A 16,825-nucleotide genomic window follows, 5' to 3' on the forward strand; every position below is an offset into this window, starting at 1 on the left:
GTATCCCATTACGACATCAACAACGACTTATTCCCAAACGTTCCTTGACGAGTTGCTTAAACTCTTATACACAAGGTTCTGCATCAGTTTTTTGATAAAAAGAATAAACCTTTTAATATTTTCAGAAAAATTATTATCCCATATATTTAACTGACATCAATGATATCAATCTTTCTAAACTTTATCATTAGTTTACAAAATTTTCGTTCCTTAAATTAAAAAAAAACGAAAAAATGGGACAATCATCAGATATTTTCTGATGATTGTCCCACACTCTTTTACTTGATTGAACTCATCCGCAGTCCTTATTAACAAAGAGACCGCATAATTCATTTACTTATCCCACAGACTCTTCCATCTAATGATCACGATTTTAACAGCCAGCAAAATCGCTTAGCATCAGAGGTTTATCCTATTTTTTAGTTATTACACAATCAATGTTATTCAACTAAAATAAACGAAATGGCATTCACTATGGCATTCAAAACTCTAACTCTTTTGAGGAGCTATTTCAGAAATCAAAACAGATGACAATTAATAAAACGGGATATTAAAAATCGTTTTTTCTGCTCCAAAAAATAAAAAAATTGATCGTATCTCGTAGTTCTACTCCCCAAATGATGAATTAATCAAATCTTGCAATCTTCCTTTCTTCGCGTAAGGTACAGTATCTTCTTGCAAGAAATTATCCCGGCTGATCGATGCATCCAGATTTCCGAAAATAAAATTGGTGGCAATCTTGTAAATGATCTCAGTTGGTGCAAATCCATAAACTTGATTTTCCAAAATGTGCTTGATCCGCTCACTATCATCTGGAAATACCACCTTGATCACCGAGCTATTATATAATCTCTTAACGATTTCTGTAATATACAAGCCCGACTTCATATAGAGATCGACGAATGTTTTATCCGGATCATCATAAATACCGGGATTTTCTTTTTCCAGGTCATCGACCATCATCTTCACGACCCATTTTGGAGTGTAGATCTGATTCGTTTTTTGCGGCGGGATATAATCAAAGATATCTTCATCTTTTTCTTCAAAGTAATTGTCTAGTTCCGCTTTTTTTCGTAAAAACTCTTGAACAGATTCATTAAACACGACTTCATCGAATAATTTTCCGGTAAAATGATGCTGCTCGCCTTTCTCTTCGTAATCGCCGCCATCTCGCAAGAATAGGAATTGATCGACGGTGATGCCGGTGACTTCTTGGAACACGTTTGCTGGTGTGTATTGATCAAAGTTTGTCAGAGTCAAATCATCATCGCCATACGCCATAATAAAGCTTGGAATTGTGCGGGCAAAACCGCGCAGGCGTCCGCGGACATCTTCTTCGACTTCAGTTTTGGTTTTATTTTTGATTTTGCGTTCTTGAGTCTCGATGATTTCTTTTTGTTTTTTTTCAACGGTTTCAATTACGCGTTTTTGGACTTCTTCTTGATATGTTTTCTCTGCTTTTTCAATTTTTTCTTGATACTGTGCTTTGACTGTTTCACGTTTTTCTTCGTCTTCCGCTTTTTTGATTTCTTCTTTTAAGGCATTATCGATGTGGGCTTTTTCGATCAAATAGTCTGAATTCGCTCTTTCAACAACTGTTTTGATTTCTTCTGCGACTTTCTTTTCGATTTGTTTAGCCGTATTTGCAGTGAGCTTATACTCTTCTTTGACTTCTGCTAATTGTGGTTTAAACATCTCCTCAACGACTGTTTTACTGATCGTAGTTGAAAACTGCGAGGCAGATTTTTTGTCTGCGATCGGTTTGACTTTTTCTGCGACGATAACTTGGAGTTTTTCAGTTTTATACTGTTTTTTACCAAAAATCACATTGCTTTTATTGATCACGACCTCAGGTTCAAACATTGCTTGGCCGTCTTGATCGACCTTGATCTTTTTCGTGTCGATCGGTGCTTTGTCTTCCGGCTTTGTGACTTTGCCTTGTGAGACATATTCCATATTATCCAAAATATCCAAAGCAACTTGCGGTGCTTGGAAGATACCAGCAATATTGGCAAATAACAGATTGCTCATAAAGCCGCGTTTGACGACTTCGGCAGCTTTGATCGCTTTAGGAATCTTCAAGACTTGGGCTGCATCCAGTTCCATCATCTGACCTTCGCTGTCTTCACCAATGACCGGGAAGAAATTCAGCAGACGGCGGATATTTTTCTCGCGGTCTTTAGTCGTGCCGCCGCCGGATGCGGTATGCGTCGATAAATTATTCGCAAACTCATCAAAAATGATCAGTGTTCGTTCTGGCGCAAAATCGAATACATAAGCATTTTGTTTTTGATACCTCACTTCTTCACCGTTGACTGTTTCAGTCCAAACATTAGAATTTTGTGCTCGAAAAGCGGCTTGCATATACAATGCGGGCGATTTCAAATTACTCAACATCATTACTGCAGTCCACTCTGGAATCGTTACGCCAGTGGTCAGCTGACCGACAGAAAGTGTAATCGTTTTATCATAAGTTTTGATCGCTTTTTGCACTTTTGCTAATGATTTTTCATTTTCAGCAGTGTCTTCACCCTCTGCTTTACCATCGCCTGCCGCTAGAATAATCTCATAGTTTTCAAAAACTGGATGGGTTTTTAACAGCGTCTGCAAAGCTTTCGCACTAGCGACCCGATTCAACAGCCAAAAAGTGTGTTTCAGCTCACTGCGCAATTCGGGTGTGGAAAATGGATATTTCTCATTGTGAGTCAATGTATCCAGCCATTTTTTGACATCGGCTTCATGGATGAATCTACCGTTATCTTTTGTAGCGAAAAATTCGTTCAAATCAAATGCAAAATCGAGATTGTTGCCATCTTCCAAAGTCATGCCTTGATTGACTTCATCGGTAATCATCTGCGACATCTGATAAGTAAACATATTCAGTTGCGGTAGATTTTCATAAGGATTATTTTCCTCGCCGGTCCAACTATCTTTAGCGGCTTGTTCATCTTCATACGACCAGTTGAAAATCTGCTCATCAGCAAAAGAACCTTTGGCGATTGCTTTAAATGGTGTGCCGGAGAGATGCAGCGTGAATTGGCGTTTGATTTTTTCAAAAGCGATGTCAGTTTTAAATGTATCAACGCCTTCATGTGCTTCGTCGATGATTAAAATATCCCAATCTGTATCCGCCACCCATTTCAATTTGTCATAGCCGCCGCCAAAATACAGCGAACCTTTCAGATCCTGCAAACTCAAAAACGCGATCTGTTTCGTATTATCATGATCGACCGCATAATCTAAAAACTCTTTGCGCGACATCGGCGCACGATCTTTTAAAGAATCCGATTCGCTGACAAACTTATATTCGGTCTGCCAAGCGATAAATTTCGTAAAATCATCGAACCAAGAATTCGCGATCGCTGGGCGATTCGTCACGATCAAGACATTCAGCGCTTCCAGCTTGCGCACTAGATCATATGAAGCCAATGTCTTGCCGAAACGCGGCTTGGCATTCCACAAAAATTCTCCGCTTGGATGTTCTTCTGCATATTCCAAAGTCTGCTCAACTGCTGCTTCCTGTTCATCACGCAAACGATAAGTCAGCTGCTGCTCTTTTTGAACTTTGGAATAGTCTTTGAAAACAAACTCCCGATACAACGCCAAAGCCTTTTCAGGATGACCATTAAAGAAAAACCATTCCGTCCCTTTATTGCGCCGCACACCGTTTTTGCGCAAAAACGCATGGAAATCCCGGTCAGAAAAATATCCGCCGCCGTTAAAACGCGCTTCATGCGCCCATAATTTTTTCGGCTCAATCCCAACAGTATGCGTCTGTTCCCAAATGCGTTTATCCGAATCACGATCCGTATAACCGATTTTGATCCAACCTTCTTTGGCGGTATTCGTCGGTGTGATATAAGCGTAGATCGTCGGCTTGATCTCACGTTTCGGAGCGATCATGGTGGTGATGTTCATTTATTCCATCTCCTTCACTTTGGTTTCGATGAAGTTGATTTCTTCTTCGGATAAGCCGTATTTAGCGTAGAGTTGTTGGTCGATCTCGGGGATGGATAGTGACCAGTTGATGTCGGAATTTAGGGTGAAGTCTTGGAGAGGTACGAAATGGAATGTCTGTTTAGCTAATCCAAATCCACTAATAGCAAGTAATCCTAATAAACGTACAAACCTTGTTTTCATATATAAAAATGCATTTTCAGCAATATTTTTATCATCCCATGCTCCCATAACAAAATATGAATGTGTACAGACTTCGTTCGGACCAATAACTCGCATTGACGAGGGAATAACTTTGAATTTCCCATCTTTTCCTGGTTCTCCCGCGTGTTCTGCACTCGTTTTGCTGATTAAGATTTTATATTTATTGATTGTGTCTTGTCCTTTCGTAATAACAGATCTAGAAATAAAAGTTGATCCATTGCTCGCATACAAAACTAAGTCGTCTTGACTACTCGGTTCAGATGTCCCTCTATAATTTGTGGATAATCCATAGGGCATCAAAGGACTCATAATTGTATTCAAAGAAACTTCTCCACTCTGCGACACCTTATGAATAATAGATACAGCTTTATTGTATCTTACTAATACTGGAAACTCGTTCAATGGACGAACCATCGTATCTTTTTCACTATTTGTAATATTCGTAAATTTGCAATCACCGTAATAGTTTACATCACGTAAAAAATAGCAGACCCCCCCACTAATACTGATACCTGGAAAACAATCTTTTGAGTTTGTATAATCCACAAGTCTTTTTAAATGTTTATCGTTCATCATAGATTTTCTAAATCCATTCAATCCCATACCGCCTGCGAACCATCTTGATGGGATAATCATACAAATACGATCGGAATTCAAATTTTTTGCCGCCTCAACAAATAGATTATATAACGGTGTTGCTTGCCGTCCTGCACCTTTTGCTTCTTCTTGATACGGTGGATTCCCGATTAATACATCAAATTTCACATTCTCATCTCCATATCCATCTTTTAGTTTTTGAATCGTTGTACTCTCTTTTTCCTTGATGATCTGCTGACTGCTCAGTTGATCCACATCCGCCAAATGATCCAGATTCCAGCCGAACGTTTCAAATACCACTCTAGTGAATTCATAAGTCATCGGTGAAGTCGCGACCGCGTACAGATTGTCTTTTAAAATTGCTTCGGCGATCCCAGCTGCTTTCAGCTTTTGATAAGCACAAATCAAAAAGACGCCTGATTTTGCAGTCAGATCAAGGATTTTTTTGGGCTGTTCTTTATATTCGGCGATAAATTCGTCGGTCACCAACGCATCGACCATTTTTTGAGCGACTTCGACTGGTGTGATGACTTCATTAGAAGAAATATTGCCTAAGCGGGCTAATTTTTCGGTGATTTTATCGTTTTGTGTTTCACTGCGTAATTCGCCGATGTTTTCAATCTTATTGTCCAAAGCTGTACGGACAGCAAAATTCAGCCTTTCTTTCATCAAGAACAAGAAAGTCTTGTCTAATGCTAAATGTCGTGTAAGTCGTTCATTGCTGCCGATCGAGTCGATGATCTCGCTTAGATTGCGGACACGTCTCGGCGTTAAAAAGGCATAGATCAAGATACGAGCGTAGTAAGCGCGCATTTTCTTTTCGATATCTTTGGTTTCATCTTTTTTTTTATCTGTACCCATTCCAGCCGCTTTGTCCAGCCTCGCCTTATTATTCTTACTGTCTTTAGCTGCTTCAGGTATTTCCAATTCTGTCTCGTTACCTTCATGAGCTGCTTTCAGCAAGCCTTTTTTCGGATCTAGTACCGGCTGTTTTTTGATTACATCAAAGATCTCAGGCACGTTCAACAGATCAAAGTCGATCAGCAGACTCAACGCTTCATCTTTGATACTATTTTTTTCTGAATACTCCCGGATATGTTTGATGATATCGACCGGTGTGACTTTCGCCAATTTATTTTTGTTCAAATAAATGATCGGTGAATACTGAAAGCTGCGTTGTAATTCTTTTTCTTGTTCATCATTACCGGAACGGTCTTTGGAGGCGTTGACGATCAGCGCACGTTCAGATTCGATCTTGAAGACGCGATTCGGCGAAAAGTCGATCAGCAGGGTTTGCGGCTTCATATCTTCTTTGCCGACTGATTCATCCGATTCCTTATCGAGGATATCCTTGATCCAAGGTGATTGTAGCCGATAGATTGCTTGATCGTATTCTTGCGGACTTGCGGTGTCTTTCATAAAGACCATCGTATCCCATTCTGGTACAGTTACCCCTGTCATCATACGATTGACTGTTAAAGTGATCGTCTTCTTGCCAGAGGCATCCAGTTCAGCAATCTTGTCGGTAACCTCTTTAACTTTTTTTAATGTCGTTGTATTGCCGGCTACATTGAGGATCTCGTACTGATTTAAATTTTTGAAGTTTTCCTTTTCAGCCGCAAGCAGGCGTTCCATCGCATCAGCGGAATTTTTATATGGCAGGACAAAAACCATATGCTGCGTCAGCTTACCGCGTTTAATATTGTCATAATCTAAAAACGGAAAGATATTTTCATCCGGTTCAGAGCCGTCGATAGCCTTTAGCAGCGTTAGTACCTCAGATTCAAAAGTAAACTTAGTCGTTGCGCCGTCTTCATCTTTAGTGCTTCGCGGTTGAAACAAGATATTCAATTCGGCTGAAGCACCATCAGCCTTCAGTTTATTCAGCAGACTTTCTGATTTTTTATCCGGTTTAAAGGCAAAACGCAACATTTCCGGAAATCCGAAATAATCGTTTTCCCATGGTGTTTCTTCATATTCTACGGGATGATCCTTTATCCATTGCCGTTTTGCTTCCAAAATATCCGCAAACTGGATTTGACCCACTATCTCAGCTTGATCGAACTCGCCACTAAGCAAGATTCGGTAAGGTGTGCCAGATAAATGTAGCGTTACATCTGGATTCAGGCTCAGTACATTAACCATCACCTTTCCTGATTGACTTTCGCTCAAAACAGTACCGTCAAACCGTGAAGAATCTGGATCTTCCTTGCTTTTCAACACATTGCCGAAAACTTTAGCGCGCGCGCCGAAATGCGTTTCATCGATCACTAGAAAATCGATTTTTTGATTGAAAAGAAATTCATGTTTCTTTTTGACCGTTTTCAAACTGCCAGCAAGGTCTTGCAAAGTGGCAAAGACCACGAAATTTTTATCTTGATTCTCTGATTCTTGGGAAGCTTCTTCAAACCCATTAGCTTTGGTAAAAACAAAATTCGTAAAATCTTTATGTGATTCTACTGTTTTTTGCCACTCAGCCTCCACATCTGCTTTCCCCGTAACGATCACAGTCAATTTCATGTTCAGTTTTTGTGCTGCCCAGATCGCGACATTCGATTTTCCAAAACGCATAACCGCATACAGCAGCAGATTTTTCTTCTCCGCATTAACAGCGGCAACGATATTTTCGATCACTTCTTTTTGATTTTGTCGAGGAAGATAATCCTTTGTAGGGCGCCAATGTTCTTCCACTTGAGAATTCTCCTCCCCAACATGATAATACCGATATTTCCGATTACCCTCTTTGGAAAACTCCTGCTTGATATCCTTCAGACCTTCATCTAAATCATCAGTCGTCGCCTCTTTAAAAAATTCTTGCTGCCATGCCGTGTTAGACAGCCGCTCCCGTTTTTTCTCTTTTTCCAGAAAAGCATGCAGCGCATAATCTCTGAAGAAAATCGTTTTTTCGCCATTTTCATCGACAATCATCGCTTCTGCTTCGTATCTTTTTTCAAGATTTTCGTAGATCGTTGCCCACTCTGCTAGCCGGATCGAAACTTTTCGATTAGTATCGCCGACTTTCAGATAGTTCGGATAAGTATTCGTTTCAAATGCATAGATCGAGTGCGGCAAATAGCCTTGAATCAATTCATCGATGATCTCAGTCTCATATATTGCTGTTGCCAATCGTCTCCACTCCCCAATTTCCCTATGTTTAGAACTTCAGACAAGTTCTCCTGACCGCTATTCCTCCGAATCTCCCAGCGAACGAAACTCAATTAGTTTATTCGCCTGCCAATCCTTGATCTTAACGAAAATACCTTTTGGTTCAGCGATCTCAGCGAATTCTTCAAAGCCGCCGAACAAATCTAACTGTTCGATATCATCGGCTTGGTCGCTTAGCGGGATAATATATTTCAAACCATCCATTTGAAACACGTTGTAGCTGATAATTTTGGCAATTTCTATTTGCAGCTCCAGATCCGGTACATGATTGAATTTTTCGTGGTAATAATCAATAAAGGTATACAGCAGATTCTCCCGCGCAATCAAGAGCGAATCACCCTGATATTCATAGCCGTAGCTCGCTTGATACGCTTTTTTGACGAGTCTGATCCATTCTGACGGGTCAGCGACTTCATCGCTGATTCGTTTTAATTTTCGATCGACAAATCCCACACGCTCACTGATTGATAAATATTCGCCTGTCACTGAATCATAACGGCTGACCATATACGGCGCTTCACCGGAAGTGATTTCCAACCAAGTTTTTTCAACGTACTCTTCTAATGGCAAAAGCTGAAATTCCTCATCAACGATATCCGCTTGCAGCTTGACGATCCATGTTGTTGTAAACACCTCCGCTTTGCCTTTCGTCCGATTTTTTTGTTCATACTTCAGTTTTTCAACTCTTGGTCGGATCAGTGTTTGCTGCGTGCCGGTGACGTGCTTGATCGTGATGCTATCTGCTGCTTTATAGCCTTTACCCATTTTTTCATACGTATTGGTAGCCCAGATGATATTTCTGCCGGTCGTGCGGTCTTTCAACAAAAGCTTCAACAGCTCACTTGATTGGCGCAGTAAGATGTTCTCATTAATGTCGATCTCTTCTGCTGCTAAAGATTCTTTCAAAAATCACACCTCCTATTTTAATTAAATACTAAAAAACGGTACAACTGCAAAGCGACAGCAATACCGTCTAAAATTATCAGCTGCTTTGGTACATCCTTATTGTACCAATGTTTAAGTTAAATATAAACAACTGAAAATCTCTATCTAGCTTTAATCTAACTCAACAGTATTGTTATTTCCAACAAACTTCTCGCTCATAATCTGACATGTACCCATAAACAGCCCAAACAAACTTCCAGTGTTCACCGCTACCGTATACATATCACTACCAAGATTAACCGCCGTCAGCATCGCCTCACGATAATCACCCTTCGCCAAAAGACACCAAACTACCGCTTTCAACGCATCCACAATATATCCGAAAGACGCCGGTATAAGCCTAACGAAATCCGCAGCAAACAAATCTCGATAATAAATTTGATACCCCAAAAAAAATTTCAAATAGTTGCGAAAATCGGATACAAAGTCCGTTTGAACTTTCTTCAAAACACTGTTTGGGATGTTTCCCTGCAACACATTATAATTTTTTGCTATTTACTTCAAGTTCTTTAACCCAAGGAAGCTCCTCTTCAATCTCAATTTTCTTCAATTCATGCTTTTCGGCAAATCGGATACTGGCATCAAGAACTCTAGTGACATATCCTACTCTTTTATAATTCAAAGCCAATTTAGCAATCGCAATACGATTCGGAATATTGCATTTAACCATAGCTTCAGTTGGTACACCGCTTGCATTTACATTCAATACATTTCTTGTTAAATCGTACTCTAAAGGTACGCCAACGTCCTCCTGTAAAATATCAATAAGTTCCTTGTAATCCTCAATTTGATACTGTTTTCTCGTCATCATGACCCATCTCTGTTCACTTTATAGTTATGTTAAACGGTTATTATACCAGGAAAAGAAAATAAAGCTATTCATCCTCATTTAACCATTCATTAAATTTTTCATTTCTATCTATAGCCCTCACGTTTGAGGTTTCCTTCGCAAGCTTAGCAATTCTTTTCGGTTGGATCCTCTTTATTCAAATCTTCAAGAAGATCCTCATAAGAATCAAATCGAGTCACATCGCCTGATCCCAATTCGTTCAGCGCCTGCGCTACATGACCGTCATTATAACTATTAATCAAAAACCGTCAGTTTTACCGTCTGCATAATCCATTAATTCTTGCATTGATTGATCTAGCGAAGAATTTTTTTAGCCATCTTTTTACGCAATCTTTTTTTCAATCAAACTCACTCCTTTAGAGATCACTTGTTTTAAACTCAGTGTAACCTTCATAGTAATAACTAGCGTCAATTCCTTTGAAGAATGTTTCATGATCGTTGACTTTATCGGTCAAAGCACCTTTCAGCAATTCTTTGATTTGAAAATCGCTGACTGGACTAAGGATCATAGCCGTTAGATATTCGTCTTTATCAACTAAATTCCAATCGACAACTTTTTGCAGTTCTACTTTCAAAATTTGATCGATCCAAATTCTGGTGGCACGCCTGCTTCAGATAAACGATCAGCTCAAACCCTAATTAACCTTTCGCCAAATCGACCGTCCGGATCTACCCTGCAAAAGGATAGACATGAATTTGTGATAAACCTTTGAAGGTTCCGATTTCAAACGTATCAATCACGCCTGCTTCAACAAGTCCCTTTGCACGAACCTTGCTTAATTTTTCTTCGGCTTTCGCCAATTCCGCTTGGTTGTCTCTTCCAAGTAAATTTTATAGTACGGCCAATCCTTTCACCTCTTTACTCTATAGGTTTCCTAGTGCTATTATTTCATTTTTTGCTTGTTTTTAACAGTCTTATTTCTTTCTGCATCTTTTACGATTTACTGCATAACTTCATTCAATAGTTTTGCCTGTGGAGTGTTAGGATCATTGTTCATAAGCGATTCAATATCAGCCCCTGATTGCATATACTTTTCAGCAAAAACTAGATTGAAGATCGTCAGTAAGACATACAGCGTTAAATCATTTTGCTTTCGTAAGATATTAGTATTCATGATTGTTTTTTTTAATGCTAGTATCTTTTTTTACTTTTTAACTGATCCAATCTGGATTGATAATCGTTATTTGAACTTCGGATAAACAAATCATAAAAAGTATCCGCTAAAACTTTGATCATTCCACTATAAGTTTGCTAACGAAATTTTCTTTACAATAAATCTGAATTTCATCTAATTTCTTTGCAGTATCTGCATCATAACGAATTGTTTTTTTCATCATTATCTATCCTTATTAAAAAATATGCTATACATCAAAATCAGTGACAATCAATTCAAACATCTTCTCCATAATTTGGTCCTATAAATATCTAGTGTTGATGGAAAACAATTTTGTTTTCCATCAACATTATTTTTTGTAAAAAAAGATAGAAAAAGAGATATCCAAATTGATAGAATTAAGTCGACCAAAACCAACTCATCAAGAAAGGATATCTCCATGGACTATCATACTAAAAAATTACTCGGTTTAACAGATGAAAATATCATTTTCCCTACAGATTGGCTTTCTGAAAAGAAACAAGGAGGGATTACCTTCCATGTGATTCATGGTCGCTTAGATTACACTCCCTCTTGTTGTACAAGATGTGGGATTAAAAACGAAGGACAAGTAATTAAGTATGGTACTCACAAAACCACGATTCAATTACTGCCGATTCGTTCAAACAAAACTGTCTTAAGTCTTAAAAAAACTCGCTTTCTATGTAAAGAGTGTGGCGCAACTTTCTCCGCTGAAACTTCTTTAGTCGATCGAAATTGTTCGATTTCTGTCGACATGAAATGAAAAATCATGGCAGAATTAGCGTTCAACTCCAGTAGAAAAAACATTGCCATCCTGTACTTCGTATCGGACGTAACGATTTTACGTATCATGAAAGTAGCCGTGAAGAACGTGAAAGTCTGCTTTGACTACTTGCCTTCTGTTCTTTGCTTTGATGAATTTAAAGCGATGAAATCTTGTGTTGGGAAAATGAGCTTTATCTTCATGGATGGCCAAACCAATCAGATTCTAGGTCTTCTTGAAAGTCGTAAACTTGCTTATTTACGTACCTATTTCTCTCGCTACACCCGTCAAGCAAGAGAAAACGTCCAATATATCGTCATGGATATGAACGCTCCTTATTTTGAATTAGCGAAAAGTATTGTTCCCCATGCACAAATTGTCACGGATCGGTTTCATATTATCCAACATATCCACCGGTCATTGAACCATTTACGGATTCAAATCATGAACACTTCTCGCAAGAATGATCGCCTGAAGTACAAACGATTCAAACGTTTCTGGAAGTTGCTTCTAAAGGATTCTTATCTATTAAATAGTTCTCATTACCGTTATGATTATTCCTTTAAGCGACCAATGACTGAAAAAGCGATTGTCGATGAACTACTAAGCTATGATTCCACCTTGAAGCTGGCTTATGACACCTGCCAACTCCTTCTTTATCATTATAAACAAAAGGATACGAACTACTTTTCGAAGTGGTGAACACCTTAGATACACAACTTCCTGAGTGGTTTCGTAAGAAACTCACTTTCTTCAATAAATATAGAACAGGCATCGAGAATGCCTTTCAAACACCCTATAGTAACGGGGCGTTAGAAGGGGCAAACAATAAAATCAAGGTGATCAAACGCGTTGCTTATGGTTACCGTAACTTTCTCCATTTTCGTGACCGAATTTACTTGATTCAAGGATTAGTTTTTCAAGACCAATCCAATACAAAAAAGAATCAATCTAAGCTTCTTTCTGCTTTGATTGATTCTCGATGAAATTCTTTCAATTTGAATTCACCAACACTACTTGTCGAAGAGCCTATTTTTTACCCCACAGACCCTTCCAATGACTCTTTTGGGAATCAAAGGAAAGGAATAGTCTTTATATAGATATTTCATTTAATAAATTGCCATAGACTGACAGTGTATATTATCAGGTACTATCATCGAGAACGTAGCCAATATCGTAGCCAAAACAGCAGGTAGAGAAGTTATTTGAGGATTCAAGTTATTCTGTTTCAGCCATTAAATTAATTTTACTAACGATAGTTAGTCATAGTTACTATTCAATGATTTTTAAATAGAGAGTTTTTGATAAGCATCTTCTATTATATCTCTATAATTTTTCATATCCAAATCATTAGGATTTATAAATAGACAATAATTAATCTTTCCATTTAAAGCCTTAAGATAGGTTTTAGCATCAACTTTAGAGTGATTACTTTTCAAATGATTGTATATACCAAACTTTTTAATATAATAAACTTCTAACCTTATTCTTTTTCGATAATCTCTAGGGACTTGGATTTTTTCATTTACTACAATACCAGTAATTACTTGAGCTTGATTTTGTCTCAATAATCTTGTTTTACTTTGATTAAGTTTCAAACCCAACGCTTTCAACTTATAATCAATAAAATTTAAGAGCGCTTTATGATCAAATTCCCCAGAAAAAGTCAAATCATCTGCATATCTCGTATATCGTATACTTCTTTCTAAACAATATAAACTTACAGATTTATCAAAATCAAGAAGAATTAAATTAGAGAGATATGCACTAGTGCTTGCGCCCTGAGGTAAGACACCCTTCAAAGTACATAGTTTACTCAGTAAAACCGATAAACTATCTGTATACCCTATTTTTTTAAAGATTTTATAAACATGTATTTCTGAGAGGGAACTAAAAAAATCCTTTATGTCTAGCTTTAAAACGTACTTTTGCTTTCTATGAAAGCGAACATTATCTTTGACCGATATAGTCGGTATGTATGCTTTAGCAAACTTACTAACTTCTAGTTTATATAAAATATTCTCTAAAATCCATTTCTGAATGATCTTTAGATTAGGTAGTGGTTCATGGATGATTCGGCTGTCACCATTTTTCTTTTTTATTGAAAACTTTCTATAAAATAATTTATCTTCATTGGTGACTTTATAGAAATAGCTAGATTTTATTCCTATCAATAGCCCCAAATGATCAGCATTGTAAATGATTGGCATGTTATTTTTCACTAACATTTCAGCATATTGTAGATTCTTATTGATATAATTCTGAGATTTTCCATTTTTACGTGCTATTTTTTCGAAAATCTTCTTATAATTTTCCCATTCATCGTTATTCATAAAAAAGACCTCCCGCTACCTAATTCTTTCTATTTACCCTCAAATGGACTGTAATTTTGATGCAGTCAAAATTACGGGCCACTTTGAGAATGGATAATTTGCTTGCAAATTTCCATCAGCTTAAAGGATTTTTTTCTTCTCCGAAGGGAAAATTCTTTAAGCTGTAAGCTTGTAAATCAGTTCTTTTTAGCTTAGCGAACTCACTAAACCATGCTCCATATGGAGTATTAAACTAGTGGGAGGTCATGGTAAGTATACATCATTTACACCAATTTTTTCAATAAAATATCTGAAGTCAGGAATTATTAAATTACCCACATTCCCGATTTCCATAGTTGCTTCCAAGTTAATTAATTCTTCCATACCATGCTTTGTTAATTCTAATTTACCCAAATAGTCTCGTAGTAATTGATTTCTTTTGAGATCCTCTAAAGCTTTCATTAAGTCAAAGTAAGTAAACTCATCATTTATCAAAATTTCAATATTTGCATTAGCTTTTACAGTTCGTAAAATGCTAAAGCTTATTTGTTCCAAGCGTTCTTTTGATTTCTTCATATTCATTCCTTCTTTCACTCAACTAAATCTCGGAAATGGAACATTTAATTTATTTTTTGCTTTCCAAAAAGCCCCAATAGTATTATTAGGTACTCTAATCATACTTAAAACTGCTTTACTCCCTTCAAATCCCCAAAAATCCTCTGCTTTAATACCGATTCTTTTTGATATAGCTTCAACATTTTTTTCGAATACTATTTTATCTTCTTCAATGAATGACTCAATTTTTTCTGATAAAGATAAACTTGTTGTAGCATAGAAAAAATTAAAATCTTTTTCTATAATCAACTCTATTCCTTTGGTCATCGTTACAAGAGAAAGAATTACAATTTTTTCTTTTAAAACACCTTTATTAATAAAGTATTCAGCTGCCTTAACAGCTGACGCCCCCGTGCCAATAAAGTCATCAATTAAAACCAAATATCGTTTTTTATTGTTTATATTTTTTATTTGCGCCTCTTTTAAATCCATTTGTAAAGTCATGTTTATTTCTGAAAGAGTTGAATCATATTGTATAGTATTTGATTTTAACAAATAAGTAACTAACATTGAACTTTTAATATCAGGATTGCTTCTATCTGATATTATGGGTGAAAACCAAAAATTTTTAGTATCCATTTTTTTAAGCATTTTTTTTAAGACGTCTGCCAAAAGTGTCTCATAATCAAAAATTGTATAGTATTCCATCATATTTAATAACTGTAAAAAAGTTTCTTGTTCTTTACTATCCAGTAAGGCTAAAGTTCTTGAAATTCTATTAAACAGACTTGATGATTCTGTATCGTTAACTTTCCATGATTTCATTTCAAAAATTTGAACCAACTGACTGAACGTCTGAATGTTAATATTTCCCTTCATAATCATAGCACCTTCTAAATTCAATCATTCTGTCTCGTATTTCTGGCAGACAGTGTAACGTTAAAGTATACTCTATTGTTACATACCTTATTTCTTATTATATCAGTATTTCTCTGTGACACATAAGGGTGTAACATAATTATTTTAAACGAAATGACTACAAGTAGTCATTGAAGCAAACCTCCATAAGACATTTGTAAAATCTTTTAAAAAGAAGCGTTGAAAGAAGGAACTTTTCTTCAACGCTTCTTTTATTGATTCAATTTGCTATATTACTTGAACGAATAATCTGATTTCTAAACTCTCGAAAAACTTCTTGTGGTTGATAATAATCTGTATCTATTTCAAATATTTCCGAAAACAATTCAAGGAACTTTTCTACTGAAATGATAATGTTACCATCTTCCTCTTGGCTGTTTTTTATTATTTCTGCTTCTAATTCAAATAAATCTAGGGACGAACTAAAATCATAAATCCTGTCATATTGAACAAAAAAATCAAGAAAAAGTTGTTCAAACTCTTCCTTATTTATCACTAGTGTTTCAAGCGGATTAACTTTATTTTCTTCAGCCATTCTTCCAATTTCCTCACTTTCGTTTTCAAAATTCACAAAAATGATATTAACTTAAAAGCCACTAACAAATTAAGACTTACAAAGTAAAGGGTACCCCAACAAAATAACCATTCGCCCTACGTACTACGATTTGGTATTCCTGCCTTTCATTCGGTAATTCATAATAGTAATTTATTGTTTCTGATTTACCACTTTCAATATACTCTGGATTATCTAATATCATAGCATACTCATAAAGTTCTTCACCATCCTTATTTTCAATCGACCATTGTTGTGGATGTATCGGATTTTCTGTATCATTTTTAAGTGTATAGGTCACTTGTAATACACGGTCATGTTGTGCAAATTCATTTCTTTTTTCGGTCAATTCAATATTTTTAAATGTTAGTTCAACCCCATCTGCCTGGTAAGTTACACCTATTTTTAAATCTTTTGTTACAATTTTTATTGGCTTTTCTTCTGGAAAATATCTGGCTTTAATTGTTAGATAACTTCCAAAAAGAATCAATCCTAGTAGCACTAAAAGAATTCCTTTGACGAGCCACTGAAACGGGAAGTAAACTTTAAACATCTTTTTTCTCCTCCGTTTTGTATTTGTTTTTCAGAGAATACGATAACTTTTGAGCAATGTCATCCAGCTTTTCAATTACTTCATTGCTTATCATTGATTCTAGTTCTGAAATTTTTTGTTCAAATTTAATGCTTTCAGGATCATTAAATTTATTATTTGATGGACTAGCTAACACTGGTAAATTTGAAACCATAACACGAAACATATTTGCCTTGGAACCAAAAACTCCTTTGTTTTGGTTGTAAAAATTGTTGAATATTTCTTTAGTTTCTTCTGAAGCCGAGACTTTAAAATATGGATAGTTCATTTTTCCCTCT

Annotated in this window: 12 protein-coding genes and 2 pseudogenes; 1 reads left to right on the forward strand and 13 read right to left on the reverse strand. The window is 36.6% G+C overall.

Going from position 1 to position 16,825, the window contains the following annotated elements:
• Positions 1-606: 606 nt before the first annotated feature.
• The 7 genes and pseudogenes from IGJ14_RS10960 to IGJ14_RS10990 all read right to left on the reverse strand — a co-directional run bounded on the left by IGJ14_RS10960 (position 607) and on the right by IGJ14_RS10990 (position 10,833).
• On the reverse strand, positions 607-3,918 hold the full coding sequence (locus IGJ14_RS10960; protein ID WP_195475682.1) for a DEAD/DEAH box helicase: 3,312 nt from the start codon (positions 3,916-3,918) through the stop codon (positions 607-609).
• Complete coding sequence (locus IGJ14_RS10965; protein ID WP_195475680.1) at positions 3,919-7,884, reverse strand: Eco57I restriction-modification methylase domain-containing protein; 3,966 nt, start codon at positions 7,882-7,884, stop codon at positions 3,919-3,921.
• Positions 7,885-7,941: 57 nt separating this feature from the next.
• Positions 7,942-8,829, reverse strand: coding sequence for a hypothetical protein (locus tag IGJ14_RS10970; RefSeq protein WP_195475678.1), 888 nt, complete (start codon positions 8,827-8,829; stop codon positions 7,942-7,944).
• Between the two features lie 150 nt (positions 8,830-8,979).
• Positions 8,980-9,315, reverse strand: a complete 336-nt coding sequence (locus IGJ14_RS10975; protein ID WP_229078364.1) for an ADP-ribosylglycohydrolase family protein — start codon at positions 9,313-9,315, stop codon at positions 8,980-8,982.
• Positions 9,316-9,346: 31 nt separating this feature from the next.
• Positions 9,347-9,676, reverse strand: coding sequence for a hypothetical protein (locus IGJ14_RS10980; RefSeq protein ID WP_195475673.1), 330 nt, complete (start codon positions 9,674-9,676; stop codon positions 9,347-9,349).
• A gap of 398 nt (positions 9,677-10,074) precedes the next feature.
• Positions 10,075-10,519 (reverse strand): annotated as a pseudogene (locus tag IGJ14_RS10985) (protein adenylyltransferase Fic).
• A gap of 140 nt (positions 10,520-10,659) precedes the next feature.
• Positions 10,660-10,833, reverse strand: a complete 174-nt coding sequence (locus IGJ14_RS10990) for a hypothetical protein (protein ID WP_195475672.1) — start codon at positions 10,831-10,833, stop codon at positions 10,660-10,662.
• A 439-nt stretch (positions 10,834-11,272) separates the two neighbouring features.
• Here IGJ14_RS10990 and IGJ14_RS10995 point away from each other — a divergent pair.
• Positions 11,273-12,603, forward strand: a pseudogene (locus IGJ14_RS10995) (ISL3 family transposase).
• 300 nt (positions 12,604-12,903) lie between these two features.
• Here the strand turns inward: IGJ14_RS10995 and IGJ14_RS11000 are convergent.
• From IGJ14_RS11000 to IGJ14_RS11025, 6 genes are all read right to left on the reverse strand, one after another.
• Positions 12,904-13,950, reverse strand: coding sequence for a reverse transcriptase family protein (locus tag IGJ14_RS11000; RefSeq protein WP_086274659.1), 1,047 nt, complete (start codon positions 13,948-13,950; stop codon positions 12,904-12,906).
• A 243-nt stretch (positions 13,951-14,193) separates the two neighbouring features.
• Positions 14,194-14,505 (reverse strand): hypothetical protein, encoded by a 312-nt coding sequence (locus IGJ14_RS11005; protein ID WP_086274657.1) that lies wholly within the window; start codon positions 14,503-14,505, stop codon positions 14,194-14,196.
• An 18-nt stretch (positions 14,506-14,523) separates the two neighbouring features.
• A complete protein-coding gene (locus IGJ14_RS11010; RefSeq protein ID WP_143351164.1) occupies positions 14,524-15,387 on the reverse strand; it encodes a phosphoribosyltransferase in 864 nt (287 codons plus the stop codon).
• Positions 15,388-15,622: 235 nt separating this feature from the next.
• Positions 15,623-15,937 (reverse strand): hypothetical protein, encoded by a 315-nt coding sequence (locus IGJ14_RS11015; RefSeq protein WP_086274653.1) that lies wholly within the window; start codon positions 15,935-15,937, stop codon positions 15,623-15,625.
• A 76-nt stretch (positions 15,938-16,013) separates the two neighbouring features.
• On the reverse strand, positions 16,014-16,508 hold the full coding sequence (locus tag IGJ14_RS11020) for a hypothetical protein (protein ID WP_086274651.1): 495 nt from the start codon (positions 16,506-16,508) through the stop codon (positions 16,014-16,016).
• Positions 16,501-16,815: a hypothetical protein gene (locus IGJ14_RS11025; RefSeq protein ID WP_086274650.1), complete on the reverse strand. Its 315-nt coding sequence runs from the start codon at positions 16,813-16,815 to the stop codon at positions 16,501-16,503. The genes IGJ14_RS11020 and IGJ14_RS11025 overlap by 8 nt, the downstream gene beginning before the upstream one ends.
• Positions 16,816-16,825: the final 10 nt, after the last annotated feature.

It is taken from the genome of Enterococcus sp. DIV1304_2, from assembly GCF_050555445.1.
Taxonomy (GTDB): domain Bacteria; phylum Bacillota; class Bacilli; order Lactobacillales; family Enterococcaceae; genus Enterococcus_B; species Enterococcus_B pernyi.